Source organism: Sorangium sp. So ce124 (assembly GCF_051525235.1).
GTDB classification, from domain to species: domain Bacteria; phylum Myxococcota_A; class Polyangia; order Polyangiales; family Polyangiaceae; genus Sorangium; species Sorangium atrum.
Window position 1 is genome coordinate 10,935,669 of record NZ_CP150312.1, and the last position, 24,596, is coordinate 10,960,264.

22 protein-coding genes are annotated in these 24,596 nt (G+C 72.1%); 9 read left to right on the forward strand and 13 right to left on the reverse strand.

What is annotated here, in order from left to right:
* Positions 1-3 precede the first annotated feature (3 nt).
* Entirely contained in the window at positions 4-432 is a 429-nt protein-coding gene (locus WMF19_RS41035) for a hypothetical protein (protein WP_437324783.1), read from the reverse strand.
* Positions 433-447: 15 nt separating this feature from the next.
* Positions 448-1,950, reverse strand: a complete 1,503-nt coding sequence (gene dnaB / locus WMF19_RS41040; protein WP_272104367.1) for a replicative DNA helicase — start codon at positions 1,948-1,950, stop codon at positions 448-450.
* Positions 1,951-2,422: 472 nt separating this feature from the next.
* On the opposite strand from dnaB, the gene WMF19_RS41045 reads away from it, so the two are divergent.
* Positions 2,423-3,349, forward strand: coding sequence for a PfkB family carbohydrate kinase (locus tag WMF19_RS41045; protein WP_437895352.1), 927 nt, complete (start codon positions 2,423-2,425; stop codon positions 3,347-3,349).
* A 167-nt stretch (positions 3,350-3,516) separates the two neighbouring features.
* On the opposite strand, the gene rplI is transcribed toward WMF19_RS41045, so the two are convergent.
* The 6 genes from rplI to WMF19_RS41075 form a co-directional block, all read right to left on the reverse strand.
* Entirely contained in the window at positions 3,517-3,969 is a 453-nt protein-coding gene (gene rplI / locus WMF19_RS41050; protein ID WP_437324780.1) for a 50S ribosomal protein L9, read from the reverse strand.
* 10 nt (positions 3,970-3,979) lie between these two features.
* The gene (gene rpsR / locus WMF19_RS41055) at positions 3,980-4,300 is read right to left on the reverse strand and encodes a 30S ribosomal protein S18 (RefSeq protein ID WP_272104372.1); all 321 of its coding nucleotides are present in this window, start codon (positions 4,298-4,300) and stop codon (positions 3,980-3,982) included.
* Between the two features lie 3 nt (positions 4,301-4,303).
* The gene (rpsF, locus tag WMF19_RS41060) at positions 4,304-4,843 is read right to left on the reverse strand and encodes a 30S ribosomal protein S6 (RefSeq protein ID WP_437895353.1); all 540 of its coding nucleotides are present in this window, start codon (positions 4,841-4,843) and stop codon (positions 4,304-4,306) included.
* Positions 4,844-4,951: 108 nt separating this feature from the next.
* Entirely contained in the window at positions 4,952-5,623 is a 672-nt protein-coding gene (gene pth, locus WMF19_RS41065) for an aminoacyl-tRNA hydrolase (RefSeq protein WP_437324778.1), read from the reverse strand.
* A gap of 124 nt (positions 5,624-5,747) precedes the next feature.
* On the reverse strand, positions 5,748-6,440 hold the full coding sequence (locus tag WMF19_RS41070) for a 50S ribosomal protein L25/general stress protein Ctc (protein ID WP_437324777.1): 693 nt from the start codon (positions 6,438-6,440) through the stop codon (positions 5,748-5,750).
* A 201-nt stretch (positions 6,441-6,641) separates the two neighbouring features.
* A complete protein-coding gene (locus WMF19_RS41075) occupies positions 6,642-7,586 on the reverse strand; it encodes a ribose-phosphate pyrophosphokinase (RefSeq protein ID WP_272104378.1) in 945 nt (314 codons plus the stop codon).
* A gap of 173 nt (positions 7,587-7,759) precedes the next feature.
* On the opposite strand from WMF19_RS41075, the gene ribF reads away from it, so the two are divergent.
* The 3 genes from ribF to WMF19_RS41090 are packed head-to-tail and all read left to right on the forward strand — an operon-like array spanning position 7,760 to position 11,997.
* Complete coding sequence (ribF, locus tag WMF19_RS41080) at positions 7,760-8,761, forward strand: riboflavin biosynthesis protein RibF (RefSeq protein ID WP_437895354.1); 1,002 nt, start codon at positions 7,760-7,762, stop codon at positions 8,759-8,761.
* Between the two features lie 31 nt (positions 8,762-8,792).
* On the forward strand, positions 8,793-10,958 hold the full coding sequence (locus WMF19_RS41085) for a tetratricopeptide repeat protein (protein WP_437895355.1): 2,166 nt from the start codon (positions 8,793-8,795) through the stop codon (positions 10,956-10,958).
* A 58-nt stretch (positions 10,959-11,016) separates the two neighbouring features.
* On the forward strand, positions 11,017-11,997 hold the full coding sequence (locus WMF19_RS41090) for a hypothetical protein (protein WP_437895356.1): 981 nt from the start codon (positions 11,017-11,019) through the stop codon (positions 11,995-11,997).
* Between the two features lie 36 nt (positions 11,998-12,033).
* Here the strand turns inward: WMF19_RS41090 and WMF19_RS41095 are convergent, their stop codons facing one another.
* From WMF19_RS41095 to WMF19_RS41105, 3 genes are all read right to left on the reverse strand, one after another.
* Positions 12,034-12,969: a hypothetical protein gene (locus tag WMF19_RS41095; RefSeq protein WP_437895357.1), complete on the reverse strand. Its 936-nt coding sequence runs from the start codon at positions 12,967-12,969 to the stop codon at positions 12,034-12,036.
* A 110-nt stretch (positions 12,970-13,079) separates the two neighbouring features.
* Complete coding sequence (locus WMF19_RS41100; protein WP_272104386.1) at positions 13,080-14,495, reverse strand: protein-disulfide reductase DsbD family protein; 1,416 nt, start codon at positions 14,493-14,495, stop codon at positions 13,080-13,082.
* Positions 14,496-14,559: 64 nt separating this feature from the next.
* Positions 14,560-15,258: a tetratricopeptide repeat protein gene (locus tag WMF19_RS41105; RefSeq protein ID WP_437895358.1), complete on the reverse strand. Its 699-nt coding sequence runs from the start codon at positions 15,256-15,258 to the stop codon at positions 14,560-14,562.
* A gap of 407 nt (positions 15,259-15,665) precedes the next feature.
* Between WMF19_RS41105 and WMF19_RS41110 the strand changes: the two genes are divergently transcribed.
* The 5 genes from WMF19_RS41110 (at position 15,666) to WMF19_RS41130 (ending at position 21,410) form a co-directional block, all read left to right on the forward strand.
* On the forward strand, positions 15,666-16,178 hold the full coding sequence (locus tag WMF19_RS41110; RefSeq protein ID WP_437895359.1) for a hypothetical protein: 513 nt from the start codon (positions 15,666-15,668) through the stop codon (positions 16,176-16,178).
* Complete coding sequence (locus WMF19_RS41115; RefSeq protein WP_272104391.1) at positions 16,175-16,510, forward strand: hypothetical protein; 336 nt, start codon at positions 16,175-16,177, stop codon at positions 16,508-16,510. The genes WMF19_RS41110 and WMF19_RS41115 overlap by 4 nt, the downstream gene beginning before the upstream one ends.
* Positions 16,511-16,714: 204 nt before the next feature.
* Complete coding sequence (locus WMF19_RS41120) at positions 16,715-17,815, forward strand: hypothetical protein (protein ID WP_437895360.1); 1,101 nt, start codon at positions 16,715-16,717, stop codon at positions 17,813-17,815.
* Positions 17,816-17,924: 109 nt separating this feature from the next.
* Complete coding sequence (locus tag WMF19_RS41125) at positions 17,925-19,583, forward strand: DUF2254 family protein (RefSeq protein ID WP_437895361.1); 1,659 nt, start codon at positions 17,925-17,927, stop codon at positions 19,581-19,583.
* A gap of 195 nt (positions 19,584-19,778) precedes the next feature.
* Positions 19,779-21,410 (forward strand): serine/threonine protein kinase, encoded by a 1,632-nt coding sequence (locus WMF19_RS41130; RefSeq protein WP_437895362.1) that lies wholly within the window; start codon positions 19,779-19,781, stop codon positions 21,408-21,410.
* A gap of 69 nt (positions 21,411-21,479) precedes the next feature.
* Here WMF19_RS41130 and WMF19_RS41135 read toward each other — a convergent pair whose 3' ends face one another.
* Positions 21,480-23,036, reverse strand: a complete 1,557-nt coding sequence (locus WMF19_RS41135) for a helicase HerA domain-containing protein (RefSeq protein ID WP_437895363.1) — start codon at positions 23,034-23,036, stop codon at positions 21,480-21,482.
* Between the two features lie 251 nt (positions 23,037-23,287).
* A complete protein-coding gene (locus WMF19_RS41140; protein WP_437895364.1) occupies positions 23,288-24,211 on the reverse strand; it encodes an FxLYD domain-containing protein in 924 nt (307 codons plus the stop codon).
* Positions 24,212-24,596: the final 385 nt, after the last annotated feature.

A 24,596-nucleotide genomic window follows, 5' to 3' on the forward strand; every position in this document is an offset into this window, starting at 1 on the left:
GGGTCAGGAGCGCTCGGTGGCGAGGACGAAGAGGGAGGCCAGCCCCAGGCCGACGCCGAGCGCGCGGCGAGCGGTGAACTCCTCGCCGAAGAGCAGCGGCGCGAAGAGCGCGGCGATCGCGATGCCGCCGGCGAACACGATCGGCCCCGTCGCGGTCACCGGACCGCCGATGCGGAGCGCCATGAAGGTGAGCGTCGCGACGCCACCGATGCACAGGCCGGCGGCGCAGGCCCAGAGCACGCCCTGGGCCGACGGAGGCGCCTCCGCGCCAGGGCGGAGGAGGAGGAAGACGAGGATCCCGACGGCCGCCGTGCCCTCCACGCACAGCGCGCCAAGGGCGTCTCCGAGCCGCCCTGCCGCCGCGCGCAGCATCAGGTAATGACCGGCCATGCAGAGCGCGGCGAGGAGGGCAGGGACGTACCAGGCGGACATGTCGTGGGTCGCAGCCTACTCGTCGTCGACCATCTCCGGGTAGTCGCCCGGCGCGAGGTTGTCGAACCGGGTGCACGAGGAGGTGAACCGCGTGAGCACCTTGCCCGTCGGCCCGTTGCGCTGCTTGGCGACGATGAGCTCGGCGATGCCTTTGTGGTTGGTCGTCTCCGGGTTGTAGTACTCGTCGCGGTAAATGAAGATGATGTTGTCGGCGTCCTGCTCGATCGCGCCCGACTCGCGGAGATCCGACAGCTGAGGGCGCTTGTCCTTGGTGGTCCGCGTCTCGACGGCGCGGTTCAGCTGCGAGAGCGCGATGACCGCCACCTTGAGCTCCTTCGCGAGCTGCTTGAGCCCGCGGGAGATCTCGCTGATCTCCTGCTCGCGGCTGCTCACGCCGTCCCGCCCCTTCATGAGCTGCAGGTAGTCGATGACGATGAGCCCGATGCGCCGCCCCGAGCTGCCGTCGCTGGGCGGCCGGTCGTACTCGGCCTGGATGCGCCGCACCTTGGCGCGCAGCTCGAGGAGGGAGATGGCCGGCGTGTCGTCGATCCAGATGGGCAGGGTGGACAGGAACGAGGCGGCCTCCGTCAGGCGGCGCCAGTCGTCGGGCTGCAGGAAGCCCTGGCGGAGCTTGCCGACGTCGACGCGGCCCTCGCTGCAGACCATACGTGTCGCGAGCTGCTCGCGGGGCATCTCGAGCGAGAAGACGGCGGCGCCGAAGCCGGGATCGTGCCGCTCGACGCCGTGCCCCGACTGGTCGGGCCCCGGGGAGCTCACGGTGCGCGGCGACGCCACGTTCACGGCGAGGTTCAGGACGAACGACGTCTTGCCCATGCCGGGGCGGGCGGCGATGATCGAGAGGTCGCCGTCGTGCAGGCCTGCCGTCTTGGCGTCGAGCTTCTCGTACCCTGTCGAGATGCCGGTGATCCGGTCGCCGCGCTCGGCGGCGGCGGTGATCTGCTCGAACGCGGCCTTGAGCACCTGGGCGATCGGCTGGGTCGCCGTCCCCTGGGGCGTGCGGGCGAGCTGGTAGACCGCCTGCTCCGCGCCGTCGATGTACTCCTGCACCACCCCGACGTCGCCGTACCCCTCGGCCGCGACGCGCTGGCACGTGGCGATGAGCTGCCGCACGCGCCATTTCTCGTAGACGACGCGCGCGTGCGCCGCGACGTGCGCGACCGCGGGCGTCGCGTCCGCGAGCTGGGCGAGGTACGCCGCGCCGCCCACCTGGGCAAGGCGCTCCCGGTCGCGCAGCCACGACGCGACCGAGACGATGTCGATGGGCGTGCCGGCGGCCGCGAGCTCCTGCGCGGCCTCATAGACGCGGCTGTTCGCCTCGCTGTAGAAGTGGTCCGCTTTCAGGATCTCGAGCACCCGATCGAGCGCGTCGCGGTGCAGCAGGATGGCGGAGAGCACCGCTGCTTCGGCGTCGAGGTCGTGCGGCGGCACGCGTCCGGCGACGATGGGAGGCTCGATCCTCTGAGGCCGCTGGCCTCGGCGCTCCATCATTCTCATCATCCGTGCTTCTCCTCCCCACCGATTCCCCCCATCCCGCCCCGAGCTTTTCCACAGGTGCCGAAATGGGCGACGCCCCGGAGGGGAAACGTTCCTCCGGGGCGTCGGGTGCAGGGTCGATTTCCGTCTACCAGAACATGGGCAGCCCTGAGAAGGGTTTCTGTTTGCATTGCAGTGAGCGTTCGTGCGGTGGGCATCCCAATGCAGGTTCCACGTCGAGGGGGCGCTCTTCCATGATCGGCGGCAGGCTCGGACGCTTTCGCGGTGGCCTCCTCGGCTGTCGCTGCCGAGGGGCCTCGGGGCGAGGCGCCGCCGCCGCCGGCGAGGTATGGAAATTGAGCAACCCCGGTCTCATCGCCATTTCTTTTCGCGCTTGACTCAGCTGCGATGACGCTTCGCACCTCGGCGTGAGCCATCGCGGGGAGCCGCCATTGTGGATCACAAAACACGCCATACAAGGATTGAGCCCGCCGAGGTGGTCTGCGTCGGTGAAGCGCTGTGGGATCTCTATGCGCCCGAAGGCATTCCGCTCGAGCAAGCGAAATTGCTGCGCCGTGTGCCGGGAGGCGGGGCGGTGAACACCGCGACGGCGCTCGTCCGGCTCGGCATACGGTCGGGGCTGTGCGCCGCGCTGGGCGATGACGCGATGGGGCGCGGGCTGAGAGACGAGGCCGCGGCGGCCGGCATCGACGTGGGACGGCTGTCGCTGAGCGCGGCGCGCACAGGCCTCATGCTCGTGGCGATCGAGCGCGGCGAGGCGCGCTTCGCGGGGTACAGGCAGGGCGAGAGCGAGGCGCAGGCGCTCGCTGCAGCGATGCCCGAACGATGGCAGACCCGGGTCGTACACTTCACCGGGATCGCGCCGGTGCGCGGGGCAAGCGGCGCGCTCGCGCGGGCGGCCGCGAGCGCCCGCCGCGAAGGGTGCGCCGTCTCGGTCGACGTCAACGCGCGCCCGCGGATGTGGCCGCGCGCCGAGCGCGCCGCGTCCGCCCCCGGCGCGGGGGCCGGTACCACGTCGGCTTCCGACGCCGGCGCAGGCGTGCGCGGCTGCTTCCGGCTGTTCGGGCAGGCGGACCTCGTGAAGTGCAGCGCCGGCGACCTCGACGTGCTGGGGACGACGGCGCGCGGGCTCCGCGAGCGCCTCCGCCCCGAGGCGACGCTGGTCGTCACCGACGGCGCGCGGGAGACGCTCCTGCTCGGCCCCGGGGGCGAGCGCGCGGTGGCGCCGCGCCCGGTGCGCCCGCACGATCCGACGGGCGCGGGCGACGCCTTCTGCGCCGGGATGCTGGCGAGCCTCGTCTGGGAGGGGCGAGCGCGGTGGGGGGACGCGGCGCTCATGCTGCGCGCGGTGGCGCGGGGGCACGACGTCGCGCGGGCGTGGGTCAGGCGGAAGCGCGGCTGAAGAGGGCGCGCCGGCGCAGCGGGAGAGGGAACTCGGCTGAAGAGGGCGCGCCGGCGCAGCGGGAGAGGGAACTCGGCTGAAGAGGGCGCGCCGGCGCAGCGGGAGAGGGAGCGCGGCTGGAGGGGAAGCGCGGGGGCGCGGGTCGAGCCGCGCTCCCCGGCGCTGCGCTACTTGGCGGAGACCGTGACCTCGACCGACGCCGTGATGGACGGGGCGAGGCGGATCACGACGGGGTGGGCACCGAGCGACTTGATCGCGTCGGTCTCGATGCGGCGGCGGTCGACGCTGAAGCCCTGCGCGGCGAGCGCCTCTTCGATGTCGCGCGCCGTGACCGAGCCGTACAGCTTGTCGCCCTCGCCGACCGGGCGGCTGATCGTGAGCTTGACCTGGTTGAGCTTGGCCGCGAGCTGCTCCGCCTCGGAGCGCGTCTTGGCGGCGCGCGACTCGGCGACCCGCTTCTCGTGCTCGATGCGGGACACGTTCTCGGCGGTGGCGCCCACCGCGAGGCCGCGCGGGATGAGGTAGTTGCGCGCGAAGCCGGGGCGAACCTTCACGAGCTCGCCGCTCTTGCCGACGTTGTGGAGGTCCTCCGTGAGGACCACATGGATGTGGGTTGCCATGATCGACCTCCTACGCCGTGACGGTGAACGGCAAGAGCGCGATGTTGCGCGCGCGCTTGATCGAGAGGGTCACCTTGCGCTGGTGGCGCGCGCAGTTGCCGCTGATGCGGCGCGGGACGACCTTGCCGCGCTCCGAGATGAAGTACTTGAGCGCTTGCGGGTCCTTGTAATCGATGACCAGCGCCTTGTCCGCGCAGTAGCGGCAGACGCGCTTCCGGCCCGTGCGGCGGCGCCCCGGGGCGTCGGCGTTCAGGTCGGGCGTGCGCCCGAAGTCGCGATCGTCGTAGTCAGCGCCGCCGTTGCGGCCCATGTCACTGTTGCGGCCGTTCATAGCTCAGCTCTCCTCCTCGTCGGCGGCGCCTTCCGCCTCACCCTCTTCGGCGTCGTCGAGCTCGCCCGCCGGAGCCTGCTCGGAGCTCCGGTCGATGCGGCGCTCCGGCTCGATCAGGCCGAGCTGACGCTCGCGCGAATCGTCGCGGTCGTCCTCCAGCGGCGCGAGCTCGAGGCGCTCGAACTTCACGTCCTCGTCGGCGATCGTGACGCCCTCGACCTCGACGTCGTTGCGCACGAGCACCGTCTGGTACTTCAGCACGCCGTCGGAGAGGCGCAGGTTGCGCTCGACCTCGGAGACGACCTTCCCGCCGCCGAGGTACTTCAGGTACACGTAAACGCCGCGGCGGTGCTTGGCGATGTCGTACGCGAGGCGGCGGCGCCCCCACGTCTCGACCTTGGTCAGCCGGCCCGACTCGCGTCCGACGACCTCGGCGAGGCGCGACCCGATCCGCTCGGCGCCGTCGGCGTCGATGTCGGGTCGCAGGATGTAGATCGTTTCGTACTCTCTGGCGCGCCCGGGCGCCGTTACCTGTCGGCTCATTCAGTCTTCCCTCTCGGCCAATGGCCCCGGGGCGGCGCCCCGGAGCGAGGAAAGGAACAGCCTGTCGAGCGACGCACCGGCGAGCTCGGCAGGCTGTTCCGTAGAGGATCAGGGCTTCTGCGTCGGGGGGAGGGGACCCTTCCCTTCCTTCGCGGCGGGGGCTGGATCCGTCGACCCATCCCCCTCGCCCTTCTGCCTCTTGCCCGGCTTGGGCCGGGTGTTTCGGACGTTCATCGCGGCGTCGAAGCCGCGGGCGGCGACTTCTAGCACACTTTGGACAGCTTGCTTCAAGCAGTCGGGCAGGCTCGCGCGCTCGACGGCGTCGAACCCCGACAGCACGTAATCCGCGACCTCGCCCCGGAAACCCGGGGGCGGCCGTCCTACCCCGAGGCGGACGCGCCCGAAGTCGCCCGTCCCGCCGTGGGAGATGATCGAGCGCAGCCCGTTGTGCCCCGCGTGCCCGCCGCCGACCTTGAGGCGAACCGTGCCGAACGGCAGGTCGAGCTCGTCGTGGAGCACGATCAGCTCGGAGGGCGCGACCTTGAAGAAGGCCATCGCCGGCTGCACGCTGCGCCCCGACTCGTTCATGTAGGTCATCGGCTTGAGCAGGATCGCCTGCTGTCCGGCGATCTCCGCCCGCGCGTGGACGCCCGAGAACTTCTCGCGGAACGGATCCGCCCGGACCTCGTCGGCCAGCGCGTCGATGGCCATGAAGCCGACGTTGTGCCGGTGAGCAGCGTATTCCTTGCCGGGGTTCCCCAGGCCGACCACGAGCAGCATGACGAGCTGGTTCTGCTGAGTCCCTGGAATCGGGCAGGTGAGGCAGGTGAGGCAGGCGGGGAGCGAGGCAGGGCGGGCCGCGCGCGCCTCGCGGTGCGGAGGCGCGAGGCGGCCCGCTCCCGGATTACTTCTTGTCCTTCTTGTCGCCGGCCGCGGGGGCCGCGCCCTTCGCGGGGGCAGCCGCGCCAGCGGCGGGCGCAGCGGCCGCGCCAGCGGCCGGCGCGCCGGCGGCGGGCTTCGCCTCTTCCTCGGGGCCAGCCTTCTCGGGCGCGTTGACGACGGCGATCGTCTGGTCGTCCGCGAGGAGCGTCTTCACGCCCTCCGGCAGCTTCAGCCCGCTGGCCTTGTACGAGTCGCCCAGGTCGAGCTCGGTCACGTCGATCTCGACGAACGACGGGATCTTCTCCGGCAGGCAGCGCACGGGGATCGTGCGGAAGATCTGCTGGAGCACGCCGCCGGTGACCACGCCCTTCGGCTTGCCGACGCAGCGGAAGGGGATCTGCACGTCGACGGGCTGGTCGAGCTTCACCTGGATGAAGTCGGCGTGGACGAGCTCCCGCGAGATGGGGTGGTAGTCGTAGTCGCGCACCATGACGGTGAGCGTCTGGCCGTTCTCGATGGCCAGCTCGACGACGGAGTTCTTGCCGTGGTCGGAGCCGAGCACCTGAAGGAGCGCCTTCGGCGAGATGGCGACCGACTGCGGCGCGAGCTCGCGCCCGTAGGCGATGGCGGGAATCTGTCCGGCGCGGCGCAGGCGGCTCGACGCGCTCTTGCCGCTATCCTCGCGCCTCGTGGCGTTGAGCTTGATGATGTCCATGACGACGGCTCCAGAAGTGATCCGGGTGTCCGCGGTGCGCGGTCCACCCCGGCGTAGGGTGCGGCGCTATAGCAGAACGGAGAAGAGAAAGTCGAGCCTTCGTCGCCGGAGGGCGCGTTTTGTGTCTTTTGAGGGTTCTGGCGAGGGGGCGCGGGCGACCTGCGTCGCCGGTGCGTCCCGCCGCCGAACGCGCGCGGCCGGTCAGACGAAGAGCGAGCTCACCGAGTCCGAGTGATGGATGCGGCGGATCGCCTCGGCGAGCAGCCGCGCCACCGAGACGACCTTGAATTTACCGGAGGCCCTCGCCTCGTCCGAGAGCGGGATCGAGTTCGTCACCACGACCTCGGTGAGGGGCGAGTCCTTGATGCGCTCGACCGCCGGGCCGGACAGGACCGGGTGCGTGGCGCAGGCGGCGACGCTCCTGGCGCCCTGCTTCATCAGGGCGTTGGCGGCGTTCACCAGGGTGCCGGCGGTGTCGATGAGGTCGTCGAGGATGAGGCAGTGCTTGCCGGCCACCTCGCCGATGATGTTCATGACCTCGCTCTCGTTCGCCCGCTCGCGGCGCTTGTCGATGATCGCGAGCGTGCCCTGGAGGCGCTTCGAGTAAGCGCGGGCCCGCTCCACGCCGCCCGCGTCCGGGGAGACGATGACCACGTCCTTGCCGTAGTGCTCGCGGAGGTGGTGCTCCAGCAGCGCCGGCATCGCGAACAGGTGGTCGAACGGGATGTTGAAGAACCCCTGGATCTGCCCGGCGTGCAGGTCGAGCGCGACGATCCGGTTCACCCCGGCGGCGACGATGAGGTCGGCGACGAGCTTCGAGGTGATCGGCGTCCGCGGCGCGACCTTCCGGTCCTGCCTGGCATAGCCGTAGTAGGGGATGACCGCCGTGATGGATCCGGCCGAGGCGCGGCGGAGCGCGTCGACCATGATCAGGAGCTCCATCACGCTGTCGTTGACCGGCGAGCAGGTGGGCTGAACGACGTAGGTGTCGACGCCTCGGACGTTCTCCTGGATGACGCAGAACGTCTCGCCGTCCGAGAAGCGCGACACGCGCGACTTCCCCATCGGTTGCTCCAGGACCTGACAGATTTCCTGGGTTAGCGGGAAATTGGCGTTGCCGGAGAAGATACTGACTCTCTTGAACACGGCGCGCCTCCAGCCCGTTTCGGGGAGCGCGGCTCTATCAGTCGAACATGGGCACGTCAAGCGACTCTGTACAGCGATCGCTTGGCTGTACGTGCGTATCGTGACCGGCGCCGCAGTTCTCGCCTGCGTCCACCCGCATTTCGTTCGGCGCTGCTTCGGGTTAGGTAGCGGCCGTGGAGTATTTTGCTGCCGCCGCTTCCGGGCAGGGCGGGCGCGCCGCGGCCGGGCCGCGGGGCAGCCTGGTGATCATCGGCAATTTCGACGGCGTTCATCTGGGGCACCAGGCGCTGCTCGCCGACGCGGCGCTGGACGCGGAGCGGCGGGGGCTCGAGCCGGTGGCCCTCACGTTCGCCCCGCACCCCGCGAGCGTCCTCGGCCGCACGCCGCCGGCGACCCTGACGGCGCTGCCGCGCAAGATCGAGCTCATCCAGCGCGTGCAGCCGACGATCCGGGTCGACGCGGTGACGTTCGACCGCGCGTTCGCGGCCCAGACGCCGGAGGAGTTCGTGCGGCGTGTGCTGCTCGATCGGCTCGCGGCGCGCGTCGTCCTTGTCGGCGCGAACTTCCGGTTCGGCCGCGGGCGCGCCGGCGACTTCACGACGCTCGGGCGCCTCGGCGAGGATCTCGGCTTCGAGACGCGATCGCACCCGCTCGTCGGCGACGCCGAGGGGGCCTGGTCGAGCACCCGCGTCCGAGCGGCCGTCGCGCGCGGGGATCTCGAGTCGGCCGAGCGGATGCTGTCGCGCCCGCACATGCTGTCGGGCGTCGTCGCGCAGGGGGCGAGGCGGGGCCGGACGATCGGCTTCCCCACGTGCAACATCGACGAGATCGACGAGGCGCTCCCGCCGTTCGGCGTGTACGCGACGCTCGTCGATCGGGTGACCTCGTCGGGCCGCGCGATCGCGCTCGCGCGCGGCGTGGCCAACCTCGGCGTCCGGCCGACGGTCGAGGCGTCGGGGCAGGCGCGGCCGAACCTCGAGGTGCACCTCTTCGACGTCGACGAGGATCTCTACGGCGCGGCGCTGCGCGTGCACCTGATCGCCCGGCTGCGCGAGGAGCGGCGGTTCTCCGGGCTGCCGGAGCTCAAGGCGCAGATCGCGCGCGACGCCGAGGCGGCGCGGGCGCGGCTCGCGTCGATGAGCGCGGATCCGGCGGCGGAGGGGGCGTTTCGCTGAGCGGTCCGGCGAGGGTGAGCGAGCGTCGGATGTGGTAGCGTCGGCGGCGATGGAGCGCCGGGAGCTCGACGGGCTGACGCGGGAGGAGCTGATAGCGCGCGCCGAGGGGCTCGGGGTGCCGCGGCCGCGCCTGCTCACGAAGGTCGAGCTCATCGACGAGATCGTGGCGCGCACCGCGCAGAGCGAGCCGGAGCGGGCCCGCCTCCGCGGCTTCCTCGGGCGGGCGCGCGATCTGCTCTCGCGCGTGGTCGAGCGGGGCTTGCACATGCCGGAGACCGCGCGCGCGCTGCGCGGCGAGGCGCCGCCGGAGCAGTGGCCGCCGCCCCCCCCGCCGCCGCCGCCGCGGTCCACCACGACGCTCGCCGAGATCTATGCGTCCCAGGGGCACACGGACCGCGCCATCGCGGTGCTCGACGAGATCCTCGCGCGAGCGCCGGAGGACGAGGATGCGCGGCGGCTCCGGGAGAGGCTCATCGAGAGCGCGCCGCGTGGGCAGGGGGCAGGCGCGGAAGCGACGGGCGTCGACGCGGAGGATGCGGACGCGGAGGATGCGGACGCGGACGCGGAGGATGCGGACGCGGACGCGGAGGATGATGCGGACGCGGAGGATGCGGATGCGGACGCAGCCGCGGAGGATGCGGACGCAGCCGCGAAGGATGCGGACGCAGCCGCGAAGGATGCGGACAGCGCCGCCGCGGAGGCTTCCCCTGCTCCGTTCGCGCGGGACGATGGCGCGACCGAGCCTCGCGGGGCCGCGATCGCGAGCGAGCACCAGGGGCAGCCCGGGCCCGTTGCCGGAGCGCCTGGCGACGTTCCGGTGCAGCTACCGCCAGATCCCTCGCCTGCCGGTGTCGAAGCGCCGGCGTCGCCCGTCGCCCCAGGGGTGGCGCTGGGTCTTGCGGCGGCCTTGCGAGACGAGCGCGCGGAGCTCCCGGCGCGGTATGACGTCGACGAGATCGTCGGTATCGCGGTCGATCACGAGACAATCTACCTCTACTGGGAAGTGCGACCCAGGACGCTCGCGCGAGCGCGGGCGCGTCGCCCGGAAGGGCAGCTCGCCATCCGCGTCGTCGCGGTGATGCCGAGCTGGGAGCGGCCCGTGGTCGAGCAGCGGGATCTCGCCATCGACGCGCTCTTCGGCGACATGTTCGTGCGCGACATCCCGTCCGGCGCGAACCTCCGAATGTGCACGGGCTGGCTCGCCGGCGAGGTGTTCGAGCCTTTCGCGGTCGGCCTCGAGGTCGCTGTGCCACGCGCGTTGCCGGCTTCGCCGAGGCCGTCCTCGGAGGAGCCTCCGGCCTCTGTGCCGGCGCTGACGGGTGAGGCCTCGGAGGAGCCTCCTGCCTCTGTGGCGGCGCCGACGGGTGAGACCTCGGAGGAGCGTCCGGCCTCTGCGTCGGAACTGACAGGTGAGATCCCGCCGGGCAGCCCCAGTGCGTCGATGAACGTCGCGGAGCGGGACATCGAGGGCGACGTCGGCGATGCGGTATCCCCGGCGCTTGACGCGATCGCCGCGGGGACGGCGTCCCTGTCGATTCCAGGTGCCAGCGGAGAGCACGGCGAGCCTGTCGCCGTGATCGGCGCGAGCGGAGGCTCGGTGACCACGGCGCTGCCGGCGTCGAGCGCGCAGGTCGCCAGCGATGACGTGGAGATCGAGGCGGCTGCGGCGGCGGTCGTCACGAGCAGCGACGTCGAGCCCGCTGCGCCGGCCGCGACCAGCGACGTGGCCGCCGAGGCTGTCCGAGCGGCCGCGCCTCGCGGCCTCGAGGCGGTCGCGCCTGGGCGCAGCGCGACGCTCGTCGCGGAGCCGACGCTCCCGTCGCCCGACCAGGCGCCGGCGCGCTTCGCCTCGGGAACGGCGCCGACGCCCGAGGCGATCGCGCAGGCGGTCGCGGCGACCCGCGGCGCGGCGAGCGAGGGACCAGCCCGCTTCCCGTCGGGAACGGCGCCGACGCCCGAGGCGATCGCGCAGGCGGTCGCGGCGACCCGCGGCGGTTCGAGCGAGCTGCTCCGAGGAAGCGGCGGGAGTGCGGGACCTCACGCCAGCGAGGCGCTCCGGCGCGCAAGCGCGGAGCGGGGCTTCTCCCCGGGCGGCGGGCCGCGCCTTGGCGCCGATCGGGGCCGATCCCTGGGCGGTGGAGCGGAGCTCTGGCGGAGCTTCACCACCCCGGCGCGCCCGCCATCCCGGGGCCGCTGAGCGAGCCGGTCGACCCGTCGAACGCAACTCGCGACGCGCGGCGGTCGACCCTTCTCGCGTGCACCCGAACCACCGATCCATCGCAAGCTCCGCTCTCCTCCTCCTCGGCGCGCTTGCCTGCGCTCTGCTCATCACGCCGCGCGCACGCGCGGAGCTCCCCCTCGACGACGAGCCCACGGCGCTCGACCCGCGCGTGGACCGCCTCGACACCGCGCCCCACGAGCTCTGGGCTGCGCCCCCGGGCAGCGCGCAGCCGCTCTGGCTCGCGGTGGAGCTCGGGATCGCTCGGCGCGAAGGCGGCCAGCGCTCCCTCACCGGCATGCTGCTCGCGAGCATCCCCCTCGAGCGGCTATCCACCCGCTCTGGCGCGCCGCCTCCGCCGTCCGCCGTCGCCGAACCCGCGGCGCCTCGGCTGAAGCCTGCCCCCGTGACCCCGAGCCCGCCACGGGCGGCGCCGGAGAGCGAGCTCCCGGAGACACCTCCGCCCGCGCAGCCAGCCGAGGCCGAGCCGCCGCTCCCGCTGCCGGTCCGGGTCACGCCAGCGATGGCCCGCGCGATCGTCGAGGCGGCGCTGCGGCGATCCCGCCTCCTCGATCCCGAGGCGCGCATCGACGCGATCGCGTCGCGCGCGCGGACGTCGTCGCTCTTCCCGGAGCTCCGGCTCCGCGTCTCGCGGCTCGTCGATGAAGCCGAGAGCCTGGCCCCCACGGAGTACGATCCGACGCGAAGGACGGCGTCCGGCGGCACGAGCCTGTGGCTCGAGGCGCGCGCGACGTGGCGGCTCGACCGGATCGTCTTCGCCGACGAGGAGATCGCCCTGGAGCGCCTCCGCCGCGAGCGCGCCGAGCTGCAGACGAAGCTCACGGCGCGCGTGCTCGAGCTGCTCTTCGCGTGGCAGCGCGCCGTCGCGCTCGCGGCCGATCCGGGCCAGAGCCCCGAGGAGCACCGCACCGCGACGCTCGCGGCGCTCGAAGCGGAGGCGACCCTCGACCTGCTCACCGGCGGCTGGATGACGCGCTGGCGCGCTGCGCGCGAGTGAGCCCGCGTGCCTCCGCCCGCGCAGGGCGCCCGCGCGCTACAGGATGGTCTGCGAGAGGGTCACCGCGCGCCTGCCGGTACCGGCGTCTCCGTCGGGATCGGTCACCGTCACCTCGACCTCCACGACCTTCCCGAGCAGCTCCTCGATCTTCCGCTCGCCATCCAGCCGGAACCGCAGCCCGGCGAGCTTGCAGAAGCCGCCTTCGTCGGGATCCAGGGTGAAGATGACCTCGAGCGGCTCGATCGCATAGCCGAGCTCGGGCACGAGGCCGTTCACCACGGTGAGCGAGCCGGACCGGCGGAGGTTCTTGAGCCGGATGGCGACGAAGATGTGGTAGCCGCCTTGCGGCCCAGCCTCCACTTGGACCTCGTCGAGGTCATCGAGCGGGAAGTAGTCGGCCTGCCCCTCCCCGACGAGGACGATCGGCTCCCCCCCTGCGGCCGGCTTGCAGAGGTCCGGCTCGGCGTCCGCGTTCCACGAGGTGGTGTAGGGCTCGAGCTGCCGGGGATCCACGTCGGGAGCGCTGCAGCCGCCGGCCACGCAGGTCTGCGGCGCCGGGCACGTGGCCGCCCCGGGCGCGACGACGCACTCCCGCTCGAGGCGCACCCGGAGCAGCAGCGTGCGGCCGCCGATCACCCGGGTCGACGCGGTGCGGGTGAGCAGCGGCCTCTCGGCGTCCTCCGGTCCGAACGCCTCCAGGGAGATCTCCACGGCCGCGCCGTCCTCGAGATCGCTGAAGAAGAACTCCCGCGGGAAGAACAGCTGCCCGTTCTTCTGCGCCAGCGCGTCCTCGTGGACGACGTCTCCGTCGGCCCGCAGGACGACGCGCAGCAGGTCGATGTCGGCGCCTGCGCGGAGCTCGCTCGTCACCCCGAACACCACGGTCCCGGTGGTGGGCCCCGCAGCGCCGCAGCCTGCGACGAGCAGGGCGCAGAGCGCGAGGGCGGCGAGCAGGAAGGTGCGGATGTTCATGGCGGCCTGGCCGCGAGGGGCGCGGCGCCCGTCGCTCCATCCTCGCGGCGTTCGGTCCTCCTGGGCCATGCCGACGGCGTGTGCGGCGCGCTGCTGCCGGGCGCAGCGCGCTACTGGATGCCTTCGATCGCGGCCAGGAACACGTCCGGGCCGACGAAGTCGTTGAAGCGCTTCCGCTCGGCGCCGGTGGAGTCGTACAGCACCACCGTGGGCAGGCCGACGACCTTGTACTTGCCCTTCACCGCGTCGATCTGCGGATCCTCGTCGTCCGTCGCGTCGACCTTCACCGCGACGAAGTGCGCCGCCTTGGCCATGACACGAGGATCCGAGAAGGTCTCCTTCGCGAGCTGCTTGCAGGCGCCGCACCACTCCGCGGTGAAGTCCACGAGCAGCGGGCGTCCTTCCGCCTTCGCCTTGGAGACGGCCACCGGCTCCTCGTGCAGCCACGTGAGCTGCGGCGACGCGGCCTCGCCGGCCACCGCCGACGGGACGGGCGAGGCGAGCTTCGGCAGATCCAGGCTCGCGATGAGCAGGAAGCTGCTGGCCACCGTGAGCGCGATCCCGACCCCCTTGCGGGCCTTCACGCCGGCGCCGCCGTCGTCCCAGGAGAGGTGCACCGCGCCGAGCGCGAGGCCGACCGCGACGAGGCCCGCCATGACGGCCATGAACTGCGGCGTGGGCTGCGCGAGCGACGACAGCGCCGGGAAGGTCGTCTTCAGGAAATAGAGCGCGACGACCATCATCACGATCCCGAAGAACGACTTCACCCCCAGCATCCACTTGCCGCCCTTCGGCAGCGCGAACGCGAACGCGCCGACGAGCCAGAACGGCAGGCCGAGCCCGAGGGAGAAGGTGGCGCCGACCAGCGCGCCGAGGCCGACGTTCTGGGTCTTCCCGATCCAGAGGATGATGCCGGTGAGGACGGGCCCGGTGCACGGCGCGGCGACGAGGCCGCTCACCAGACCGAGCAGGAAGGCGCCGCCGTAGCCGATGCCCCCGACCTGCGAGAGCCGCTGCATCAGGGTGTCTGGCAGCGTCATCTCGAACGCGCCGAACATGGAGAGCGAGAGCGCGATGAACACCGCCGCGATGCCGACGATGACCCACCTGTTCGAGAGCACGCCGCCGAACAGGCTGCCCGTGAGCGCCGCGACCACGAGCATCGTCGTGAAGAGCACGACGATCCCGAGCACGAAGCTCGTCGAGAGCAGCATCGCCTCGCGCCGGGACTTCGCCTCCCGCGCCCCGAAGATGCTCACCGTGATGGCGATCATCGGGTACACGCAGGGGGTCAGGCACGTGAGCAGCCCGCCCCCGAGCGCGGCGAGCGCGGCGAAGAGCGGGCCGGCCTCCAGACCGCGGGTGAACAGGTCGCGCTGATCATCGGCCAGCGCGAGCGCCGGGGACGCGAGCGTGGCGAGCGCGACCAGCGCCGGGAGCGCGGGTCCGAGCGCGCCGCGCGCGCCACGTCGGACACCCGCCGGCGCGGCGCCGGCGCTTGCCTTGAAACGAGTCGAAGCGGTCATCACGAAGGTTCTATAGCAAAGCGATCGGGGTCGTGCGGCGCGCCGCCGTCCGTTCAGGCCGGCATCAGCGCTCCGCGAGGGACGCGAGCGTCCGGCGCGCCGCCTCGATCTCCGCGCCGAGCGCGATCGCGACCGCGGCCCTCCCCGAGGTGCTCCGCTGGACGAAGGCTTCCAGGTATTTCTTGGCCTCGTCCCAGCGATGGTCGAAGTAGGCCATCTGCCCGAGCACGAACCGGCCGTAACCCTGGCCTGCCGGCACCTCCGAGAGCCGATCGATCAGCGCACCGAGCCCCTCCACCACCTTGCCGCTCTCGCACTGCACGACGGCGAGGTGGCCCTGGTAGAGCGGCTTGTCCCGCGTGCCCCAGCGCGCCGCGCGCGTGAGCGCCCCGATCGCCTCGTCGTACCGGCGCGCCAGGTGATACACGCTGCCCAGCGTCCACCAGTGGAACGCCCTCCGGCTCGCCGGCCCCGTGCGCGCCGCCAGCCGGAGGTGCCCGACGGCCCCCTCGATGTCCCCGAGGGCCTGCTTCGCGCGCGCCGCGTCCTGGTGGGCGACGTCGCTCAGCACGCCGAGCGCCAGGATCTGCTCCGCCACCTCGGCTGCCCGCTCGAAGCGGCGTGTCTCGAAATACGCGAGGTAGAGCTGCCGCAGCAGCATGGCCTGCGTCGTCCGGTCGAGCGGCCCCCGGAGCGACAGGCCCCGCCGCGCCCAGAGCGCGCGCGACCGCGGGGTCGCCGCGCCCAGCGCGCGCCGCAACATCTCCTCCGCGGTCAGCGCCGCCGCGGGCGCGCGCCGTCGCGGCGCATTGCTGGGCCGTTTCTCTCGTGGAACATTGGGGCCAGCGTCATTCCCGCTGCCCGCAACGGACGGCGCCGTCGCTTTCGTGCGTCGCCGCGTACCCCCGGAGCCTGTACGGACGGATCGAGCGCCGCCCACGCTGTCACCGTGCTCGCTCGCCTTGCGCACAGAAAGCAATCCTAACAGACCTGCACACGCGTTCCAGCAATACGCGACGTTTCCATCTTGACTCGGGCCAGGTGGCGGGCGGGCGGCTGGTCGTGGACGACGGCGAGTTGCCGGCTGGGGTTGGTCGTGCGCCACCGTGGGCCGTCGGCTTCGGCTGGACCTTGTTGCGCCCCATCGAGCGTGGCGCCATCGTCGCGGCCATGCGTCGCCGTCCTGGCTCAACTTCCCTTCAAAGGAGGCGGTATTCCGTCTCCACGGTCTCCGGCAACCTGGGTCGGGTCCTCAACCTGGGTCGGGTCCTCAACCTGGGTCGGGTCCTCAACCTGGGTCGGGTCCTCAACCTGGGTCGGGTCCTCAACCTGGGTCGGGTCCTCAACCTGGGTCGGGTCCTCAACCTGGGTTGGGTCCTCCCCATCCCCTCCTGGCCCGCGCCATGCTTGGCCTTGCTCGCCGGCCTTCTGCTTCTGGCCGGGTGCGGGCACCCGGCGAGCCGCGACGAGTGCGAGGCGATCTTCCGGAGGAGCGCCGAGATCGAGCTCCGGGCGCAGAACGTCGTCGATCCGAAGATCGTCGAGGAGCGCACGGCGGCGGTGCGGGACGCCCGCGGCAAGGAGCTCATCGACAGGTGCGTCGGGCGCCGCATCACGGACGCTGCGATGGTGTGCGTCCGGCAGGCAACGACCCCGGAGCAGGTCGATAAGTGCCTGGAGTGACGCGCCCCGCGACCCGCGCCGATGTCCTGGCAACCCTGGCGATCGTCCTGCTGGTGTTCGGTATCCTCGTGGGGCGCGCCGCGCTCCGCCGCGCCGCTCCCCGCCCGTCCGCCGAGGCGTGCGCCGCGCTCCTCGATCGGTACGTCGAGCTCGTCCTGCGCGCGGCCAACCCCGAGCCCGCTGCGTCCCAGGTGGCCGAGAGGACCGCAATGGCGCGCGAGGCCGCCGGCGAGCGCGGCTTCGTCCGCTGCGAGGCCGACCTCACGCAGGCGGAGGTGGCGTGCGCCCTCCAGGCGGGAACTGCGGACGACCTGGAGCGCTGTCTGCCCTGACGCGACCAGCGTGCGGCCCGCGGAGGACCAGCCCCGACATGCTCCCCTACCGCGGAGGAACGGCGGAGGAGCGGCGGAGGAACGTGAAGGGACGCCGGCGCGCTGCGAATCGTTCCGGGCGCGCCGCGCTGTGATAGTCTCGGCCGTGGCGAGCGCTCCCCGCTGGCGCGATCTCCTCACCTCCCCACCCTCGGATTGCCTGTCGTGAAAGCCCCGTCGCCCTTGCTCGGCTTCAACAACAACGTCCGGCATAAGGGGCGGTTGTTCCACATACAGACTGAGGACTCGGGCATTCGCCATCCTCACATCATCACGCACCTCTTCGCCGACGGCGGGCGCATCCTCAAGACCACGAAGACCTCGTACGCGGAGCACGTCGGTCAGGCCTCGCTCGCGGAGACGGTTCGCGGCCTCATGAAGGAGCAGCACAAGGCGATGTTCATCGCCCTGCGCGACGGTCACTTCGACTACCTCTTCGATGACGCGGCCGCCCCGCCCGTGTCCGCGGGCGCCGTCGCCGCCCCGTCGCACCCCGAGGCGAGCAAGCCCGCGCGGGCGTCGTCGCCGTCGTCGCCCGAGGTGACGGGCGCGCCGAAGCCGCCCCCGCCTTCCCGGCCCCTCGCGCAGCCCGTGGTGCCGCCCGTCGTGCCTGAGGCGTCGCCGCGCCCGAAGCCGGCAGCCGCGCCCACGCCGGCGCCCAGGCCCGCCGCGCAGCCCGCGAGGCCAGCGGCCGCGCCCGTCGCCGCAGCGCCGCGCCCCCCGGCGGCCGAGCCGGCGCCCGCTTCGGCCAGCGGGCGCCCCCGGCTCGAGCTCGATCCCGTCGCGCTCCAGGCGCTCGGCAGCGGGCGCGCGGCCAGCCCGCTCGCCGGCAGGGCCGTACGCCCGGCGTCGCCCCCAGAGATCAAGCCCGAACCGTCCATCGATCTCGATCTCGACGCGCTGGAGCGCGCCGCAGCCGAGGCACAGACGCCGTTCTTTCAGCAGATCCAGGACCTCCCGCCGCCGCCTGCGTCGGTGATCGGGCGGCGGGCGGAGTCCGCGGCCTCCGGCGCCGGGGTCTACAGCAACGTCCATCCCGAGCAGCCCGTCGCGCCGCCCGCGCCCCAGGTCGCGGTCGAGCATTTCTCGGGTGGCCCTGGCTCCGGCCGCTACGCGGCCTCGCGCCCGGCCAGCATCTTCGCGACGAACCGGCCGGCGGAAGGCGCATCGATCTTCGGTGAGGACCTGATCAGCGAGAAATCGCTCGACGAGGTGATCCTCAGCTACCTCGCGGAAGATCTCGACAGCCCCCCGGAGAAGAAATAGCCGGGCTGCCGCCTGGCGTGGCGGACGCGTGGAGCAGGTGCGTGGGGGACAGCGTGGCGCGGGTGGGCAGGCGGGTCGGCAAGCAGGTCGACCAGGCGGTGGTCACCTGATGAGACCGGATCGGACCGCAGACGACGCCGATGGAAAGCGTCGCAGGGGCGCGACCGTGGCCCGCATCTGGCTGCGGCCGATGTCGTATCTCCTGGGCGTCAGCGTCGCGACCCTCGCCGTCGTCCATTTACTCGACGTCGCGCGGCTCGAGAACGCGCACCTCTCGCTCTGGGAGGTGTTCGCGCGCATGTCGCCGGGCGACGCCGAGCACATCATGAGCGGCATCGGCGAGGTCATCGCCGCCATCCTCGGCATCGTCATCACGGTCGCGTCGATCATCGTGCAGCTCGCCGCGAACCGCTACACGCCGCGGATCACCGAGATGTTCTTCCGCGACCGGACGAACATGGTCGTGATGGGCTTCTTCGTCGTCAGCGCGGTGTTCTCGCTCTGGGTCAACTTCTCGATCCGCGTCGGCGGGGGCGGCCCGACCGAGGACGTCTTCGTCCCCGCCTACGGCGTCCTCGTCACGATGGCGCTGCTCACCGCGAGCCTGCTCATGATGGCGCCGTACTTCGGGTACGTGTTCGACTTCGTCGAGCCCGACAACGTGGTACGGCGGATCAAGACGAGCGGCGTCGAGCAGGCGCTGCGCCCCGAGGGCGGGGAGAGCGACGGCGAGGTCGACGAGCGGCGGGTGACGGCGCTCTCGTCGCTGGAGCAGCTCGCCGACGTGGCGCTCAACGCGATCGACCAGAAGGACAAGGGGATCGCGTCGAAGACGATCGACTCGCTGTCGGAGCTCGTCGTCGCGTACCTGCCCCACAAGGCGACGCTCGACGCGCGCTGGTTCCAGATCCGCGATCGCCTCGCGAAGGACACCGACTTCGTGAGCATGAACGCCGAGGCGCTCGGCAAGCTGTCGACCGCGCGGACCTGGCTCGAGTACAAGGCGCTCCGCCAGTTCTTGATGGTCTATCGCGAGGCGCTCACGGCGATGCCCGACCTCATCACGCGCATCGCCATCGACACGCGCTACATCGGGCAGACCGCCATCGCCGCTGGAGACCGGGCGGCCGTCGCGGTCGTGGTGAAGTTCTTCAACACCTACATGCGCAGGTCGCTCAACGCGAAGGACATCGCCGCGGCCTACAACAGCCTGAACCAGTACCGCTACCTCGCGGAGGAGCTGCTCAAGGCGGGCTGGGGGGATGAGGTCCTCGAGATCGCGCGTCATTTCAAGTACTACGCGCAGACGGCGCACGCGATGGGGCTCGCGTTCCTCACCGAGACCGTCGCGTTCGATCTCTGCGTGGTCAACGAGCGCGCGTACGACCTGCACGCACCTGCCCGGGACGAGCTGCTCCAGCTCTTCCTCGAAGTGGACAAGGAAGCGGAGCTCGATCAGCAGGAGCCGTCGCTCCGCGGCGTCCGCAAGGCGCAGGTCAAGCTCGCCACGTACTACCTGCAGAAGGGCGAGGAGGGGCTCGCGCGGAAGATCTACCGCGACATGCGCGACGAGCGGCCCGACAGGCTGCGCTCCATCCGCGCGGAGCTCCTGGCCGTGACGAGCAACGAGTTCTGGGAGATCAACGACCGGGGCGCCGTGTTCGAGTACATCGAGCCCGAGCGGCGCCAGCTCATCCACCGCTTCTTCGAGTGGTTCCCGGCGACGACCATGCGGGAGCCCATCCGCGAGGAGCACACGCAGGAGTGAGCGAGGAGTGAGCCGCGCCCTCTCGGTGAGGCGGGACCCAGTCCACGCAGGCTGTATCTGCGCCGGGCATCGACGCGGTGATTCCGGCGGCGCGCGGGCGGCGGTAGGATCGGGCATGCCTTGCTTGCACCCTCTCCACCCCGAGCAGGAGGGCTAGCCTCGACGGAGTCGAGATCGAGCGCTGCACACCACGAGATGCCCGCCTCCCGCCCGCGCCGCAAGAACGCCGAGTCCGATCCGCCGCCGGAGCTGTTCGCCGGCAAGTACCGGCTCATCCGGATGCTGGGCAAGGGCGGGATGGGGGAGGTATGGCTCGCCGAGGAGGGGCCTCCCGACGCCCGGCGCCACGTCGCGCTGAAGCGGCTGGTCCCGAGGCCAGGGCTCGGCGAGAGCGCGAGGGAGTCGTTCTTCGCCGAGGCGCTGGTGATCGCGCGGCTCGATCACCCGAACGTCGTCCGGCTCGTCGAGTTCGGGGAATTCGAGGGCTCGGTGTACCTCGCGCTCGACTACATCGACGGCCCCGCCCTCGATCGCGTGCTCAAGAAGGCGGGCGCGTTCTCGCCGCGCGCCGTGGCGTACATCGGCCGGGAGATGGCGAGGGCGCTCGAGGCGGTGCACGGCCTGTGCGAGGACGAAGGGCAGAGCTACGCGGTCGTCCACCGCGACGTCTCGCCGTCCAACATCCTGATCGGGCGGGACGGCCGTGTTTGCCTGACCGACTTCGGGGTCGCGCGGATACCGGGCCTCGCGGACGAGCAGTCCGACAGCAGCGTGTTCAAGGGGAAGCTCCCGTACATGCCTCCGGAGCAGGCGCGCGGGGAGCCGTTCGACGGGCGCGCGGACGTGTTCTCCCTGGGAATCACGCTCCTGGAGGCGCTGCTCGGCAGCCGGGTGCGCAAGGCCGAGACGCAGCGGCAGCTGATCATGGGCGTCGCGTCGATGCCGATCCCCCGCGCGCGCGAGCTCCTGCCCGACCTGAGCGCGCGGCTCTCGGCTGCGCTCGACGCGGCGACCGAGTTCTCCGTCGACAAGCGGACCGCCAGCGCGGGCAAGCTGGCCGGCGATCTGGAGCAAGTGCTCCGCGAGATGGGCCACGGCGCCGAGCAAGACGCCCGGAGCGAGCTGAAGGAGCACGTCGAGGCTTACATCGCGAGGACGGGCTCGCTGAGCGGCGCCGGTTACCGCGCCTCACCGTCGCTCCCTCCGGAGAGCGCGCCGAGACAGAGCTCGCCGGGCGTCGGGCGAAAGGCGCCGGCGGTCGCGACCACCTCCGCTGACCGTGGGTCGGTCCGCCCGTCATCGCCCGATGGACGGCGCAGCGTGCCTGCGGCGGGCCGGAGCGATGCCCCGCTCCCTCTCGGCGCCGCGATGGGCTCGCTCTCGGTGCAGTACCTCGATTTCGACGGCCCGGACGACGTGCCGCAGCGCCCGCTCCTGCACGCGATGTCGACGACGCCGGAGGGGGAGCTCCAGCGAGGGCTGGGCGCGGTCGAGTCTGCAGACGGCGTGGCTTCCACGATGAGCAGGCCGCCCGGAGCGAGCAGGCCGCCCGGAGCGAGCAGGCCGCCCGGAGCGAGCAGGCCGCCCGTCGCGAGCACGCCGCCCATCGCGAGCAGGCCGCCTGGAGCGAACACGCCGCCCGTAGGCAGCGAGCCGATCGCGGCGCCGGCGGTGCACAATGGCGGGGAGGTGGCGCCTGGGGAGGAGCCCGCGTCTACCGGGCTCAGCGCCGAGCAGCTGCGGCGCAAGCGGACGATCTTCTATGCAGGGCTGTTCGTGCTCGGGACGCTCGCGACGATCCGCCTGATCTTCGTTTCCTACTGCTAGCGCAGATCGAGCTGCGCGCCGCGAGCGCATGGGCGACCCCGTCAGGGCTCGCCTCGGAGCCGCCTCTCGTCAGCCGCTCTGGATCGCGCGGAGAACGGCCGCCTCGTTGAGCGCGTGACGGCCGCCCTGGAGCGAGGCGAAGCCCGCGCGCGTGAGCGCGGCAAGCGCGTGCGCGGCGCGCCGGATCTCGACCTGGCTGCGCGAGCCGCCGCGGGCGGCGAGCTCCTCCGCGGTCAGCGCCGCGCCGCGGGCGAGCAGCTTCGCGGCCAGGGCGACGTGCGGCACGGACCGGGGGGATCGGCGCCGCGCGTGGCTCCTCGCGGCGCTCACCATCTGCTTGACGCCGCGCACCTCGAGCATCGTGTTCGCCGGCATCGCGAGATCCCGGAGCGACGGAGCGGCCGGCTTCGCGATGATCTTCACGGCCGCGCCGCCCGACGCCGCAGCGGGCGGCAGCGCGGGCGCCCCGAGGACGCGGTCCACGGGCGCGCCGAGCGCGGGAGCCGCGGGGGCGCGCGGAGCGGCAGCCGCGGGGGCGCGCGGAGCGGCAGCCGCCGGCGCCTGCGCGACCCCGTCATGGCCGACGCGCGCCACGATCTCGCTCTGGATCACCACCTTGACGACGCCGGCCACCTGGAGCGCGGTGCGCAGCCGCTCGGCCTCGGCCTCGGCGGCTCTGCGCGCCTCGTCGGCCCGGGCGAGCTGCTGCTGGAGGCGGCGGATCTCGGCCCGCAGCGCGGCGCTCGGATCCGGGCCGTGCTGGCTCGCGCTCTCGGCCGCGAGCGCCTCGCGCAGCTCGTCGATGAGCGTGCTCAGCGTGGCGTCCGCGACGCGCGGCGGGCCGCCGGGCTCGCCGGTCCAGCTCGGCGCCTCGCCGCCGTGGGCGGTGTGGCGGGCGCGCCAGCGCTCGAATCGCCCGGCGGCGGGCAGGAAGAACTCGCCGGCCGGGAGCGCGCGGAACTCCTCGAACGTGTGCCCGTCCACGAGCGCCTTCACTGCGTCGTAGTCGCGCTCGATCTCGAAGCCGCCGATGGCGGGGAAGTTGAGCTGGCTCATGAGCTCCTTCGAGACCGCCTGTGTGCGCTGGCTGGCGACGACGAGGAGGACGCCGCGCTTGCGGCCCTGCTTGGCGAACCGGTGCAGGAGTTCGGAGGTGAGCGACGCCCCCGATTGAGGCGCGAAGACGTGCACCTCCTCGATCACGAGGGCCGCCGGGGCGCGGCGCTCCGACAGGAGGACCCAAAGCCGCTCGAGGAACGGGAGCGCGGCCTCTTGCTGGGAGCGGTTCGTCGGTTGATCCGACAGATCGACGATGAGGCCGAGCCCTTCGTCGAGCACCCTCGCGAGCGCGGTCTCCGCCGCGCGCTCGCCGGAGGGCAGCGGCAGGTCCGCGTGGGCGCCGCCGAGGACGAGGACGCGGAACCGCTCGCGCAGCGTGTAGAGCTCCCCCTCGGGATCGATCGCGACGATGGGGATGCCGGCCGCGAGCAGCTCCTCGCAGAGCACCCCGACGCCGAAGCTCTTGCCCCGGCCGGAGGAGGCCCAGATGCCGACGCGCAGCCCGGTGCGCGCGTAGTCGGAGAGGTCGAGCTGGAAGCCGTCGCAGAGGGAGAAGATCGGGCTCACTGGGTCGCCTCGGGCCGGGGGTGGGATCGGCGCGCTCGGTGGAAGACTGTAGGCGAGCGCGCGACCGGGCGGGAGGCGAGGGCAGCGTCGCGGCGGAGTCGAAGGCCACGGGGCACGCCGAGCCTCTCTGCCATCGGGTCCGACGCGCCCCACGGGATCATCCGCGTCGTTCGGCTCGCAGCGGCGTATTTCCTGCGTCTCGCTCGCCTGCCCAGCGGCTGCGCCCGGACCCCACGAACCTGCACCCCGCTTCACGGAGGAACCGAGACCGTCGGATAGGCGACGTGATCGACGCCGACGTCGTCCACAGGTGTCGTCTCGAAGCTCCAGGTCCCGCCGGGCGGAATGTCGTCAGCCGCGCTGCTCGTCGCCATGCCCAGCGGCCGTCCGACGCGATTCACCGGGAATACCGTTATCTTGGGGTCACTCACGGCCACATCGAGTCGGTTCTCGAGCGTGCCCGTGTAGGCGCTCCCGGCGCCCCTGCGGACGGTCTTCACCTCGCTGGCGGTGACGGCATCGACAGGGACCACGTCCACGGTGAAGGCCGGAAACCTGTGCTGCAGATACCCGAGCTCCTCTATCACGAGCTCGCCGGGGAGATCCGTTGATCCAGTCATCGCAATCTCGCCCGGAGCGATGCAGGGAATCATCACGCCAGAGCCGTCGTCTATCCGATAGAGCCGGCCGCTGAGCAAGCTACCGCCCCAGGTCGTCACGAGCTGATCGGCCTTGTCGATGAAATAAAACATCAGGCCGGCGTCGCAGGACGGGCTCTCTCCGTCGTTTCTGACAGCGGCGTAGAGCTCGGGACCCGTCGCCCCCTGCACCAGGGTGAAGGCAACCAGCTTGAGCCCGGCTCCTTCCTCGTCCATCTCGGTGCTGGACAAGCCCTCCGGCACGAAATGCAGGCCCCCGCCGGGGTCCCCGTCTTTTCCGCCCCCGCCCGTCCCCGAGCCGCTCGAGCCAGCTCCCGCCTCGCCGCCGCCCACGCCTCCGCTGCTCGCGGTTTCGCCGGCTGGCAGGCGGACTCCACCGCTCCCCGACGAGCCGCCACTGGCAGTATCCCCGCCGCTGCCGGCAGTGCTCGCCCCATCATCGAGGGCGCTCCCCGAGCATGCGAGAGAGAGGGCAAGAGCGACAGCCCCGATGACGACCAAGGACTTCGATTGCATCCGCGCCCTTCCCATGAACCGCGTCGACGACGTCGCGAGCCAACCCGGCTATCCGGGCCAGAAATGACCGCCCTGACCGCAGATGACCCGATTGGCGTGGTGGCCCTCACGTCCGGTGATGCGGCGCGTTGTCCACGAATGAGGCTCAGAATGCCATGGTTGCACATTTGGGGAGCTACTGGATTCGTGAGGTCTCTCCACTCCGTGGCGGCCGCGCTCGCCGAAGCGGCCGAGCAGAGCATGCTTATGGCTCCGATCACGCCGCCGCGCCGCGTCGCAATGACGCGCCTGACGGCCCCTACAGTGGCTCGCGGGCGTCGCTGTTCCGCAGGGAACTCGGCGTTCGCGCGCCTCTCGGGCAGCTCGTCGTGGTCGAAGCGGCATC

Coding starts and splice junctions, on each gene's coding strand:
- WMF19_RS41070 (WP_437324777.1), bottom strand. CDS start 6,440: ATGGACATCATCAAGCTCAACGCCACGAGGCGCGAGGATAGCGGCAAG.
- WMF19_RS41105 (WP_437895358.1), bottom strand. CDS start 15,258: ATGTTGCGGCGCGCGCTGGGCGCGGCGACCCCGCGGTCGCGCGCGCTC.
- WMF19_RS41130 (WP_437895362.1), top strand. CDS start 19,779: ATGCCCGCCTCCCGCCCGCGCCGCAAGAACGCCGAGTCCGATCCGCCG.
- WMF19_RS41100 (WP_272104386.1), bottom strand. CDS start 14,495: ATGACCGCTTCGACTCGTTTCAAGGCAAGCGCCGGCGCCGCGCCGGCG.
- dnaB (WP_272104367.1), bottom strand. CDS start 1,950: ATGATGAGAATGATGGAGCGCCGAGGCCAGCGGCCTCAGAGGATCGAG.
- rpsF (WP_437895353.1), bottom strand. CDS start 4,843: ATGAGCCGACAGGTAACGGCGCCCGGGCGCGCCAGAGAGTACGAAACG.
- WMF19_RS41110 (WP_437895359.1), top strand. CDS start 15,666: ATGCGTCGCCGTCCTGGCTCAACTTCCCTTCAAAGGAGGCGGTATTCC.
- WMF19_RS41035 (WP_437324783.1), bottom strand. CDS start 432: ATGTCCGCCTGGTACGTCCCTGCCCTCCTCGCCGCGCTCTGCATGGCC.
- WMF19_RS41125 (WP_437895361.1), top strand. CDS start 17,925: ATGAGACCGGATCGGACCGCAGACGACGCCGATGGAAAGCGTCGCAGG.
- rpsR (WP_272104372.1), bottom strand. CDS start 4,300: ATGAACGGCCGCAACAGTGACATGGGCCGCAACGGCGGCGCTGACTAC.
- WMF19_RS41095 (WP_437895357.1), bottom strand. CDS start 12,969: ATGAACATCCGCACCTTCCTGCTCGCCGCCCTCGCGCTCTGCGCCCTG.
- WMF19_RS41140 (WP_437895364.1), bottom strand. CDS start 24,211: ATGCAATCGAAGTCCTTGGTCGTCATCGGGGCTGTCGCTCTTGCCCTC.
- pth (WP_437324778.1), bottom strand. CDS start 5,623: ATGCTGCTCGTGGTCGGCCTGGGGAACCCCGGCAAGGAATACGCTGCT.
- rplI (WP_437324780.1), bottom strand. CDS start 3,969: ATGGCAACCCACATCCATGTGGTCCTCACGGAGGACCTCCACAACGTC.